The following is an 11,969-nucleotide window of genomic DNA, read 5'->3' on the forward strand; positions in this document are numbered from 1 at the left end:
TCTGGCACGATCGCCACGGCCTCATGGGTTGCGTCATCGACGATCGTCAGGCTTTTGATGCTGCGCCCCTCGGCCGTGCGGTCAAACACGAAGTCCATGGACCACACCTGGTTGGCTCCAGCGGGCGGCTTTGCCAGGCTGTGACTTCGCCCATGACTTCGTCAGTGACGCGGCTGATGAGGTCCGGCGATACGTCCACTGAGTAGCTGTCATGGGGCCGGTCACTAGTTGGTCCAGCAACTCGGCTGGAATCTTTGGTTGATCTACTTTGTCCGCCGCAGCGGCGCTCTTTGTCTTGCTTGGCATTCATGCTCCTTGTTGACATGTTATGCCTTACACACAAAGTTTCTGACAGGCTCCTTATTGGCTACTCCTTGACCCGGCCACAAACAACTTCTACAAGGCATGGCGTGGCGTTGAGGCGGGCGAAAAGATGTACCTACTCGGCTATCACTCAGATGACGCTCTAACGGAGTGGCGCGGCTGATGTCTTTAACATTTCGCTCGGCGCTGACACACAGCATCAGGTTGCCGCTTCGCGGCGCTTGCTGTGCGCCTGGCACCTTTGGCGTCAGAGGTCAGAGATGAGCCTTCGCTCGCCGCTTCTGCGCTTGCTCCGCGTCCTCTGTGCTTTCTTGGCCCTTGCATTCGGTTTGCTGGCATTTGCTTCAGGCGTGCTCGGTCCAGAACCCATCAAGATTGGGGGTTCGGGAGAAAGCTACTATCAGATTGTCTTGTCACCGTCCCCATACTGGGCATTAATTGCAGTCGCTAGCATTTCGCTGGCGCTGGTGCTCTTCGGGCTACCGTCCCTTCTCAGGGGAGGAAAGCGTTGAATTCGAAGAATCGGAGCACCGAGATAGTTGCCGACGGGGGCACGAGCCAAATGTAAAAATGGCCGCCAGCCCACGTGGAATAAGGCTATGTCACTCTACTTCTGATAGCAATCAGGCCGTCACTTCCCCAGACTGGCCAATGTGCGGTTGCTCATCCGTGACGGCCGCCTTGGCCATCAGGAACAGCTGGGTCAGCTTGCTTTCCTTCACGTCCCAGTAGTGGCCGTGCACCACCGTTACCTCTACCAATGCCAGGTCAGGGTCGTCAGGGCCGCCCTTGAACCACGCGTCATCCATCTTGGTCCACAGTTCGCGTGCCTTGGCGCGGTCATCCACCACGCGGGCCAGTGCGGACAACGAGATGTAGGTGTCATCACTGGGGTCCACAAAGGCCACGCCGATATTGGGGGCCGCCTGCAGTTCACGCACGGTGTCACCCGTGCGCGACATGAAAAACCACAGCTTGCCCTCATCAAAGTTCTTGTTTTGCATGGTCATGGGCCGCGCGTGCAGATGGTCGGACTTGGCGTGGGTGGTGACCATCGCATAGCGCATGTCTTCAATGAGGCTCCACAGATGCCGGGCGCTGCCTGCTTGGTGCTGGTTTTCCATAGCGTTCTCCTGGTAAATCAAAACTCCAGAGGGTACGGATGAGCCGCGCGGCGGTCTGTGGGACACAACACGTAGCGGGTGCCTAACTCTGCAGCTTGGTCCGCAGTTCCGTCTTGCGCTCAATGATCCGCGACACCAGCCCGTACTCCACCGCCTCCTCGGCCGACAGCCACCGGTCCCGCTCGATATCGACCAATACTTGTTCCAGCGACTTGCCAGTCTCGCGCGCGATGGTGCGGGCAATGCGTTCGCGGGCCTTGACGATTTCGCGGGCATGGATGGCGATGTCGCTGGCGGGGCCGCCTGCGCCGCCGCTGGGCTGGTGGATCAGGAAGCGTGTGTTGGGCGTGCAGTAGCGCCGCTCGCGCGGCACGGACAGATACAAATGCGTGGCCGCGCTGCCCACCCAGCCGGTGCCGACCATGTTCACCGGCGCAGCGATGAAGCGCACGATGTCGTGAATGGCGTCGCCAGACTCGAGGTGGCCGCCCGGCGAGCTGACCAGCATGTCGATAGGCTCGGCGCTGTCGGCGTCCAGCGCGATCAGGCGGCGCGTGATGTCGGCCGCCATCACGTCGGTGACGGTGCCAAAGACCAACAGCGTGCGCGATTTGAAAGCCTTCTCTTCCAGGTAGGAGGTGTGTGGCTCGGTGGCGGTGGATGCGGGTGGGGTGGGGTCAGAGGTTTGCATGTTCAAGTCCTGGTTGTGGGTGTTGAACTGCCATGACGAACGGCACGCCACTTTCGTGACACCCGGCAGCCATAAAGCTTTGTGGCATGCTGCGCGGATGTACGACGAACGCACCCTGAACCTGCTCGACTCTGACCGCCGCCAACTGGTGCGCGCGGCCTCCCGCCTGCTGGGCGCTACCGACGCGGAGGATGCTGTGCAAGACGCCTACGTCCGCGCGCTGGAGATGGACGATGCCCCCGCGTTCAACGCCGCGCAGGCCTGGCTGCTGACGGTGGTGCGCAACCTGGCCATCGACCGTCTGCGCCGGCGCCAGTGGATGCAGCAGTGGCTGGCAGAGACGAACAACGACACCGCTGACACTGAGCAGGAATCGCCCTCTGCAGAGATGGAGGCCGCACTGGCGCAGGAAGCCGCCCGCGCACTGCATCTGCTCGCAGCCCGCCTCACACCCGCCGACGGTGCGGCCGTGCTGTTGTACGAAGTGTTTGAAGCAAGCCATGCCGAGATCGCACAGGCCAGTGGCAGGACGGAAGCTGGCAGCCGACAACAGTTGCGCCGCGCGCTGTTGCGGCTACGGCAGGCGCGTGGCACGCCCGTGCACGCCCTGCAGACTGACCTGGAGCCGCCCGAGGAGGCAGTCTTTCGCCTGTACCTGCAGTCGCTGCAACTGCGCGACCCGCAAACGCTGTGGGCCATGCTGCGCCACCCACCGATCACTGCCGTAAGCGCGTGTGTGGATGCGTCCGCCACTGCCGCCGAAGCCGCGCCAGCGCCGCAGGGCGTAACCTGTGGCGTGGTGCAAGTAGGCGGTCAGTTGGGCTTGGTGCTGACGCTGGACGGCGTCAGGCTGTGCGTGGTGCCGCTGGGCGCACGGTTTGAACGCACGCTGGAAGCCGCTATCAATTAAGGAGCGCCTCACGCGCGCTGCACGGGGGCTAGCGGCCTATTTGACCACTAGCGTTTGCTCACCAGGTAGACCCCGGGCAGGATCAGCGCGGCACCGGCCAGATGGTGCCAGCCCAGCGGCTCGCCCAGCACACCCCAAGCGGCAACGGCGGCGTACAGCGGGCCCAAGTACAGGGTGACTGCCACGCGGCTGGCGCCCAGGATCTTCTGCGCCCAGCCGTAGATCCAGTACGCTGCCAAGCCTGGGGCCAGCGCCGCCGTTACCACCAAGCCGGTCGCCGTCCACGTCCACGGCGGGCTGCCGGGTTGCAGCCATTCCCACACCGCGCAGGGCAACAGCACAGCCACGCCGCCCGCACAAATGGCCGCCAGCCTTGCGGTAGCGCCCAGCGGGCTGGGCCACAGCTTTTGCAGCAGCGCGTACGCCGCCCAGGAGATCATGGCCGCCAAGATCCACGCGTCGCCAGCCACCCACTGCACACTACCCAGCGCCGTCCACTGCCCTTTGACGACGACGTGCACCACGCCGGTCAGCGCCACCGCGACGCCCAGCACCTGCAACCAGCGAAACCGCTCGCCCAGAAAGAGCACAGCACCCAGCGCGATCAGCACGGGACTGGCTGAGTAGATCAGCGCAATATTCATCGCCGCCGTGGTTTTGGCGCCTATGTAGACCCAGGCCCCGCAAACCAGCATGCCGCAAAAGCCCAGCACCACATACTGGTACCAGACGGCGGCAATGGCGAGACGTTGCGTCCACACCTCCTGGCGCGAGACGAAGGCCAGCAGCAAGCCCGCCATGGCCCAACGCCCAAGGGCCAGCGCATAGGGTTCGATGACGCCGGACGCGCGCCGGGCCACGATGTAGTTCACGGCCCATAGCGCCGGCACCAGCCACAGCGCCAGGCGCGCCAGGCGCTCCAGCCGTGCGAGCCGCGCCAGTTCCACCACCGCGGCGGCGTCAGGCGTCTGCAGTTGCGGCTGCAAAGGCGTTTCCGTGGGCCAGGGCCATCACCTCATGCGGCGGCGTGGTCTTCAGATGGTGGTCACTCCACACCTGGCGCCAATGCCGCGAGCCCGGCATACCATGGCGCAGGCCCAGCATGTGGCGGGCGATGTGGCTCCACGGTGTGCCGTGTGCGGCCGCCTCGCGGGCCATGTAGTCCACCATGCGCTGCTCCACCGATTCACGGGTGATATCGATTGGTGCTTCGCCATAAAACGTGGCGTCCCACTCGCTCAGAATCCAGGGGTTGTGGTAGGCCTCGCGGCCGATCATGACGCCATCCACCTGCTGCAATTGCTCGGCCGCCAACGCGTTGGTGTTGATGCCGCCGTTGATGGCGATGGTCAGGTGCGGGAACTCACGTTTGAGCTGATGCACCAACGCATACCGCAGCGGCGGCACCTCCCGATTGGCCTTGGGGCTCAAGCCCTTGAGCCAGGCATTGCGCGCGTGCACGATGAAGACCTTGCAACCCGCCTCGCTGACGGTGCCGACGAAATCGCGGACAAATTCATAACTCTCGGTCTTGTCGATGCCGATGCGGTGCTTGACCGTGACCGGCACATCCACCACATCGACCATGGCCTTCACACAGTCTGCCACCAGTTGCGGCTCGGCCATCAGGCAAGCGCCGAACGCGCCGCGCTGCACGCGTTCGCTGGGGCAGCCGCAGTTCAGGTTGATCTCGTCATAGCCCCACTCCTCGCCCAGCTTGGCGCAGCGCGCCAGGTCGGCCGGCTCACTGCCACCCAGTTGCAGGGCGACGGGGTTTTCTTCCGCGTTGAAGCGCAGATGCCGCGCAACATCGCCGTGGATCAGCGCGCAGGTGGTCACCATCTCGGTGTACAGCAGGGCATTCTTGCTCAGCAGGCGGTGAAAGTAGCGGCAATGGCGGTCAGTCCAGTCGAGCATGGGGGCGACGGACATGCGCCACGGGTTGGGTTCGGACATTTTTCTGCGGAATCGGGGAGATACGGTGATTTTCGCAGATTGAGTGCAATGCTGAGGTCGATGGGATGACCGCAGTGCCGAGTTCAATCCGTGCTTGCCTGCATTTGAAACGCGTCCAGTCGTTGACTTAGTGTTAAGAGCACACATATACTTAGCGTGTGATATACACATACCAATACGCCAGAGCGGCACTTACGGTCGACTGCGTCATCTTCGGTTTTGACGGCGAACGCCTCCAGCTGCTGTTCATCAAGCGCGCACTACCCCCTTTTCTCGGCGCCTGGGCCTTGCCCGGCGGTTTTGTTCATGTGGACGAGTCCGTGGAGGACGCGGCTCAGCGGGAACTGAAGGAAGAGACCGGGCTTAGCGACGTCTTTCTGGAGCAGCTCTACACCTTCGGGCAACTGGGCAGGGATCCACGCGAGCGGGTGGTAAGCGTGGCCTACTTTGCACTGGTCAACCGCTTTGCGCACACCCCACAGGCAGCAACAGACGCCGCAGATGCCCGGTGGTTTGCCATGCCGGATTTGCCCGCTCTGGCGTTTGACCATGCGCAAATCGTGGATGTGGCTTTAGACCGCCTGCGCGGCAAGCTGCGTTATGAGCCCATCGGGTTTGAGTTGCTACCCAGGAAATTCCGCCTATCACAGCTTCAGTCGTTATACGAAGCTGTGCTGGGGAAGACGTTGGATAAGCGGAATTTTCGCAAGAAGGTCTTGAGCCAAGACTTGCTGATACCACTAGAGGAAACGCAGCGTGACGGCGCCCACAGGCCAGCGCAACTTTTCCGCTTCGACACTAAACGCTACCAACAATTTAAAAAGAAAGGCTTTAGCTTCGAACTATGAACACACCAATTCACCACTGCGTCCGCACTTCTTAGGGCGAATTACCGATGAAAGCTATTCTTCAAAGCGCCTACGGCGAGCCAGCTACAGTCTTGTCACTCGGTGAGATTGCGAAGCCCATACCAAAAAAAGGCGAGGTTCTGGTGCGGGTGCGTGCAGCGTCGGTGCATGCCGATGTGTGGCATGTAGTCAGGGGATGGCCCTATCTGCTTCGCATCATGGGGAACGGCTTCGCCAGACCCTCGAACCCTGTGCCCGGAACCGACACGGCAGGAGTTGTTGAATCGGTTGGGGACGGTGTAACGCGTTTCAAGGTTGGTGACCCGGTGTTTGGCGAGTGCGTCAAAGGGTTTCAATGGGCCAACGGGGGCGCCTTTGCAGAGTATGTCGCCGCTCCTGAGGACGCTTTGGCCCTTAAACCCGATAACGTCACGTTCGAACAGGCAGCCAGTGTGGCTACTCCAGGTCTGATTGCATGGCACAACCTGATGGGACACCGACTCTGGCGCACCGGTCAGCATGTACTCATCAACGGCGCGGGGGGTGGGGTGGGATCCATTGCGCTGCAATTGGCCAAAGCCCATGGCGCCACGGTAACTGCCGTAGAGCACACCAGCAAACTGGCCATGGTCCGTGCGCTCGGTGCCGACCATGTGCTGGACTACACACGAGACGACCCCACGCAGGGTGGCGCCCGTTACGATTTCATTCTGGACGTGGCGTCCACCTTAAAGGTCAATGACTGCGCCCGTGTTTTCAACCCCGGCGGGATCTACATTTTGATAGGCCATGACCATTACGGTGCACATGGTTCCAAAATCTTGGGCCGCGGTGTCAAGGCCATGTTGAACCTGGCTCTGCGCACCCCATTCAATCCGCACCTGGTCAAGCTCAACATGACGGCGCCAGACAAGCACATCGGCATGGCGCTTTTGGCCGATCTCATGGCCAACGGCCAACTCACGCCGTTGGTCGATCGAGTTTTTTCGCTGGCCCAAGCGCCAGAGGCCATGGCATATCTCCAGTCGGGTCGGGCCCTGGGGCGTATCGTTTTGGTCCCATGACTGGCCCAATTAAATGCAATGTTTGACGGCACCAACGGTGCATCCGACAAATGTTCTGGAAAGACGATGCAGTTAGTGCACTGATGTCTTGCAGCTTTGTCCTTGCCTGCTACACGCGCCCGGGGCAAGCGCTTCCTCGATTCAGAGCGTTTGTCTGATCTAGATCAATACACGCTCAAGTAGGTCTAACTACTATAGATTCATAAGAAATGAATCTTTAATAGTTTAGTAACCGCTACTGGAGCAAACATGACAAACACCGTTCCCAGCGCTACGCTGGATCTTCGCGGCATTTCACTGAGCAGTCGTTACGGCGAAACGCGCCGCGCTTTGAAACACTTGCCGGATGGTGGCGCGCTGGAGCTGGTTTCGGACCGGGACCCACACCCTATTCAGTCAAGTTACCAACTTGAATTTCCGAATCGCCCCCCATGGGTATACCTAGACTCAGGACCGTCTCTATGGCGCGCGACGCTCAGCAAGCCAGTGCCGTATGGGCTGGACAAGGGTTCAACCTGCTGCGGTTCCTGCAGCTGCGATTAGCCGAGCGTTTACTTCACCATTTTTTCAGGAGTTCACATGAAATCGAACAACAGGCTCTGGCGATGGCTGGGGCTTATCTTTGTACTTTCGTTTGGTGCGTTAGGGTTCTTGGGCTACCAGATTTATTTGACTGCGCCTCCTATCCCCAAGGCAGTTGTCACCACAGGTGGTGAGGTCCTCTTCACTGGTGAGCAGATCCAGGCGGGGCAACAGGCCTGGTTGAGTGCGGGTGGACAGCAATTGGGCACAGTCTGGGGCCATGGCGCCTATGTCGCTCCGGACTGGTCGGCGGACTGGCTGCATCGCGAGGCAACATTGCTGCAAACACTGCGGACCGAACAGTACTTTCCCGATCCTTCCAAGCTTTCGGTGACAGACAAGGCCGCCGTACAGGCCGGCCTGCAAGAGGAAATGCGGCACAACGGCTACGACGAGGCCACCCAGGTGCTCACGGTGTCCAAGCTGCGTGCGACCGCCATCCGGGAAACCGCCGACCACTACGACGCCCTGTTTGGAAGTGATCCAAAGCTGGCGAGTCTGCGCGAGCAATATGCCATGAGCGACGGCGTGCTGCCGGTCAAGGCAGACCGCCAGGCGCTCACGGCCTTCTTTTTCTGGACGTCATGGGCGGCCACTACCGACCGCCCCGGCGAAACCGGCCTGTCCTACACCAGCAACTGGCCGCACGAGCCACTGGTGGGCAACACCATGAGCACGTCAGCCGCCATGTGGTCCATGGTGAGCATCGTGTTGCTGATCGCCGGTATCGGTGCGATCGTCTGGTTCCACGGTGCCCAGTCGCATGAGGGCGAACTCACACCGCCCAAGGTGGACCCCTTCATTGCCGTCACGGCGACTCCTTCGATGAAGGCAACACGCAAATACTTCTTTGCCGTGATCGGGTTGATGCTTTTGCAAATCGGTATGGGCGCCATCACGGCGCACTATGCGGTGGAGGGCCAGTCCTTCTTTGGCATCCCGCTGGGCCAGGTTTTGCCGTATGTGGTCAGCCGCACCGTGCATACCCAGGTTGGCATTTTCTGGATTGCCACCGCATGGCTGGCTACTGGACTCTATATCGCACCGCTGCTGTCGGGGCACGAGCCCAAGCTTCAGAAGCTCGGCGTCGATGTTCTGTTCTGGGCGCTGATAGCCATCGTTGTCGGCTCCACGGTGACAGGCTGGGTTGGAGGCCTGCAGCATGCGGGCGTGGACTTCAGCTTCTGGATCGGCAACCAGGGCCTTGAATACACGAGCATGGGTCGGGTGTGGCAGATCTTGCTATTTGTGGGGCTGCTGTTCTGGTTGTTGTTGCTCGGCCGGGCCTTATGGCCAGCATTGAAAAAACCATCGGAGAGCCGCGGCCTGATTGCCATGGTGTTCCTGTCGGCAAGCTGTATCGGTGGCTTCTACGCCAGCTCTTTGATGTGGGGTCAACACACCCACTATTCCATGGTCGAATACTGGCGCTGGTGGCTGGTGCACCTGTGGGTGGAGGGCTTCTTTGAAGTATTTGCCACCGCAGTCGTCGCGCTCATCTTCACCCGGCTGGGCCTGGTACGCACCAGCAGTGCCAACCGTGCCATCGTCGCGGAGACTATCGTCTTCCTGTTCGGCGGCATCCTTGGCACCCTGCACCATCTGTACTTCACGGGCACACCGACATCGGTGATCGCCGTGGGCTCCGTGTTCTCCGCGCTGGAGGTAGTGCCCTTGGCCATGATTGGACTGGAGGCCTTGCAAACCTGGCGCCGTGCGCAAGGCGCGCCGTGGATGCAGGCTTACAAATGGGTCATCATGTGCTTTGTATCTGTGGGCTTTTGGAACACGGTGGGCGCCGGTGTATTGGGCTTCGCCATCAATCCTCCCGCATCGCTGTATTACGTGCAGGGTCTGAACATGACGGCGGCACACGGGCATGCGGCGCTGTTTGGTGTCTACGGTATGTTGGGCATCGGGCTCATGCTGTTCTGCTTGCGCGGTCTGTATGCCCGGCATTTGCATGTAGACCGATTCCTGAAGCCCGCATTCTGGTGCTTGAATCTCGGCCTTGGCATGATGGTGTTCATGTCCTTGTTGCCCGCAGGTATCTACCAGGCGTGGGCCAGCATGGACAAGGGCATGTGGTATGCGAGATCACCCGAAATCATTCACTCCAAGGTCATGGAGACTTTGGTATGGCTGAGGGTGCCGGGCGATGTGGTGTTCGCAATAGGCGGCTTGCTGCTGGCCTGCTATGCCGTCCAGCTGCTGCGTACACCCAAGCCACAATACGAAGCAGGCAGAAATCAAACTGCTGCAGTACGTAACTGAACCTATGCCGCTTGCCAGAGTTTGCCGATGAAATTGACCAACTTTACCGACTACAGCCTGCGCGTTCTCATCTTTTTGGCGACAGTCCCCGACAGGCGCGCCACCATCGCGGAGATCGCACAGTCTTTTGGAATTTCGGAAAGCCACCTCATGAAAGTCGTGCACTTCCTAGGCCAGCACGGCTGGTTAGCCAATGTCCGTGGCAAGGGGGGTGGCCTGCAGTTGGGCCTACCCAAAGAGCAAATTGTGATCGGAACCGTGGTTCGCGCGACTGAAGGGACTGACCTTCCGGCCGAATGCTTTGGGTCGGAGCCCGACAGCTGCGTAATCGCCAAGATTTGCCGCCTGCGCGGCGTGCTGCGCGATGCCGTGGCTGCTTTTTACGAAGTATTGGACGCATATACCCTGGCGGACTTGGTGCAAGACCGCACCGCACTGACAAAGATGTTGCGCATCCAGCTTGTTGTATGAGTACGGTGCTACGACAGGGCCCCGCTACTCTACCTGACTGATTGCTTGATTGATACCCACATAGGGACTACTCCACCCTCAAATCCATACACGTTGTGACTTCTAGTTGATCTGGATCAAGGTGCTACAGAGTGACCCTCTTTACTATAAAGATTCATTAAGAATATTTTTTTAGCTGCGCCAATCTGTGGCGCAAACCAAGGAGTAAAGCGTGAGCCAGTCCATGAAAAACATGCTTGCCAGCGCGCTCATTGCGCTAGGCTTTACCGGTGCCCTACTGGCATCCGCCGTGCAAGCAGCTGAAAAGCCTGTTGCGACCAGATCCCCTGGCGACTTTGGTCCACCACAAGGTGCACCCATACACGCGGTGCTGACCAGCCCGCCCCATGTGCCACCACCCACCAACCGCAAATACCCGGCCAAAGTGATTGTGGAGCTGGAAGTGGTCGAGAAAGAAATGCCGATTTCTGAGGGCGTGTCGTACACCTTCTGGACATTTGGCGGCACCGTGCCCGGTAGCTTCATCCGCGTGCGCCAAGGCGATACCGTGGAATTCCATTTGAAGAATCACCCCGACAGCAAGATGCCCCACAACATCGACCTGCACGGCGTCACCGGCCCCGGTGGCGGTGCGGCGTCCAGCTTCACGGCGCCTGGCCACGAATCGCAGTTCACTTTCAAGGCCTTGAATGAAGGCATTTACGTGTACCACTGCGCCACCGCACCGGTGGGCATGCACGTGGCCAACGGCATGTATGGACTGATCCTTGTAGAACCACCACAAGGCCTGCCCAAGGTGGACCACGAGTATTACGTGATGCAGGGTGACTTCTACACCACCGGTAAGTACCGCGAGAAAGGCAAACAGCCCTTCGACATGGAAAAGGCCATCGACGAAAGGCCCACCTATGTGTTGTTCAACGGTTCCGAAGGTGCGCTCACCGGCGACAAGGCCATCACGGCTAAGACGGGCGAGACCGTGCGTCTGTTCGTAGGCAATGGCGGACCTAACCTGGTGTCGAGCTTCCACGTGATTGGTGCGATCTTTGACGAAGTGCGCTACGAAGGCGGCAGCAATGTGCAGAAGAACGTGCAGACCACCTTGATCCCGGCCGGAGGTGCGGCCGTCGTCAAGTTCAAGACCGTGGTGCCTGGCAGCTATGTGTTGGTCGACCATTCGATCTTCCGTGCGTTCAACAAGGGGGCGCTGGCAATCCTGAAGGTCAACGGACCCGAGAACAAGGCCATCTACTCCGGTAAGGAGCTGGACTCGGTCTATCTGGGTGGCCGCTCGCAGGCCAATATGACAGCCGTGACCACCGCAACCGCCAACGCCGCCAGCGGCAAGCTGACCGTGCAAGACCAGGCACAGGCCGGCAAGGCGCTGTTTTCTGGCACCTGCTCGGTGTGTCACCAGGCCAATGGCGCGGGCTTACCGGGCGTTTTCCCACCACTGGCCAAATCTGACTTTCTGGCGGATATAGGACGCGCCATCAAAGTGGTGCTGCATGGCCTAAGCGGCAAGGTCACTGTAAATGGCGCTCCCTACGAATCGGTGATGCCGCCCATGAATCAGCTCAATGATGACGAGGTGGCCAACATCCTGACCTATGTACTCAACGAATGGGGTAACCCCGGCGGCCACGTGTCGGCCGATGATGTGAAAAAGGTGCGTGCTGCCAAACCCGGTGTGGCAACCCAGGCCGAGCATTGATCCGCCGAGCC

At 60.2% G+C, this 11,969-nt stretch carries 11 protein-coding genes and 2 pseudogenes; 7 read left to right on the plus strand and 6 right to left on the minus strand.

From position 1 onward, the window contains the following. The 4 genes and pseudogenes from AC097P_RS17180 to AC097P_RS17195 form a co-directional block, all read right to left on the minus strand. Positions 1 to 125, minus strand: a pseudogene (locus AC097P_RS17180) (IS3 family transposase); the annotation flags it as partial. Next, positions 113 to 199: pseudogene (locus AC097P_RS17185) on the minus strand (transposase); the annotation flags it as partial. The pseudogenes AC097P_RS17180 and AC097P_RS17185, both read right to left, overlap by 13 nt. A gap of 748 nt (positions 200 to 947) precedes the next feature. Continuing rightward, complete coding sequence (locus tag AC097P_RS17190; protein WP_479611660.1) at positions 948 to 1,448, minus strand: pyridoxamine 5'-phosphate oxidase family protein; 501 nt, start codon at positions 1,446 to 1,448, stop codon at positions 948 to 950. A gap of 82 nt (positions 1,449 to 1,530) precedes the next feature. Then, on the minus strand, positions 1,531 to 2,139 hold the full coding sequence (locus tag AC097P_RS17195; RefSeq protein WP_479611661.1) for an ATP-dependent Clp protease proteolytic subunit: 609 nt from the start codon (positions 2,137 to 2,139) through the stop codon (positions 1,531 to 1,533). On the opposite strand from AC097P_RS17195, the gene AC097P_RS17200 reads away from it, so the two are divergent. After that, positions 2,138 to 3,049, plus strand: a complete 912-nt coding sequence (locus tag AC097P_RS17200; protein WP_479611662.1) for a sigma-70 family RNA polymerase sigma factor — start codon at positions 2,138 to 2,140, stop codon at positions 3,047 to 3,049. The genes AC097P_RS17195 and AC097P_RS17200 overlap by 2 nt on opposite strands. A gap of 47 nt (positions 3,050 to 3,096) precedes the next feature. On the opposite strand, the gene AC097P_RS17205 is transcribed toward AC097P_RS17200, so the two are convergent. Together AC097P_RS17205 and dusA are read right to left on the minus strand one after the other, a co-directional pair. After that, positions 3,097 to 4,035 carry a DMT family transporter gene (locus AC097P_RS17205; protein ID WP_479611663.1) on the minus strand — a complete coding sequence of 313 codons (939 nt, stop codon included), beginning with the start codon at positions 4,033 to 4,035 and terminating at the stop codon, positions 3,097 to 3,099. Then, the gene (gene dusA, locus AC097P_RS17210; RefSeq protein WP_479611664.1) at positions 4,010 to 5,005 is read right to left on the minus strand and encodes a tRNA dihydrouridine(20/20a) synthase DusA; all 996 of its coding nucleotides are present in this window, start codon (positions 5,003 to 5,005) and stop codon (positions 4,010 to 4,012) included. Before dusA ends, AC097P_RS17205 begins: the two co-directional genes overlap by 26 nt. Before the next feature lie 158 nt (positions 5,006 to 5,163). Between dusA and AC097P_RS17215 the strand changes: the two genes are divergently transcribed. From AC097P_RS17215 to nirK, 6 genes are all read left to right on the plus strand, one after another. Continuing rightward, complete coding sequence (locus AC097P_RS17215; RefSeq protein WP_479611665.1) at positions 5,164 to 5,853, plus strand: NUDIX hydrolase; 690 nt, start codon at positions 5,164 to 5,166, stop codon at positions 5,851 to 5,853. A 47-nt stretch (positions 5,854 to 5,900) separates the two neighbouring features. After that, positions 5,901 to 6,917, plus strand: a complete 1,017-nt coding sequence (locus AC097P_RS17220; RefSeq protein WP_479611666.1) for an NAD(P)-dependent alcohol dehydrogenase — start codon at positions 5,901 to 5,903, stop codon at positions 6,915 to 6,917. Between the two features lie 249 nt (positions 6,918 to 7,166). After that, positions 7,167 to 7,460: a DUF2249 domain-containing protein gene (locus tag AC097P_RS17225; protein WP_479611667.1), complete on the plus strand. Its 294-nt coding sequence runs from the start codon at positions 7,167 to 7,169 to the stop codon at positions 7,458 to 7,460. Positions 7,461 to 7,496: 36 nt separating this feature from the next. Then, complete coding sequence (locus tag AC097P_RS17230) at positions 7,497 to 9,773, plus strand: nitric-oxide reductase large subunit (RefSeq protein WP_479611668.1); 2,277 nt, start codon at positions 7,497 to 7,499, stop codon at positions 9,771 to 9,773. A 27-nt stretch (positions 9,774 to 9,800) separates the two neighbouring features. After that, positions 9,801 to 10,244, plus strand: coding sequence for an Rrf2 family transcriptional regulator (locus AC097P_RS17235; protein ID WP_479611669.1), 444 nt, complete (start codon positions 9,801 to 9,803; stop codon positions 10,242 to 10,244). A 232-nt stretch (positions 10,245 to 10,476) separates the two neighbouring features. Continuing rightward, on the plus strand, positions 10,477 to 11,958 hold the full coding sequence (nirK, locus tag AC097P_RS17240) for a copper-containing nitrite reductase (protein ID WP_479612087.1): 1,482 nt from the start codon (positions 10,477 to 10,479) through the stop codon (positions 11,956 to 11,958). Positions 11,959 to 11,969: the final 11 nt, after the last annotated feature.

The sequence above is a fragment of the Rhodoferax sp. ZS1R8 genome (genome assembly GCF_056521325.1).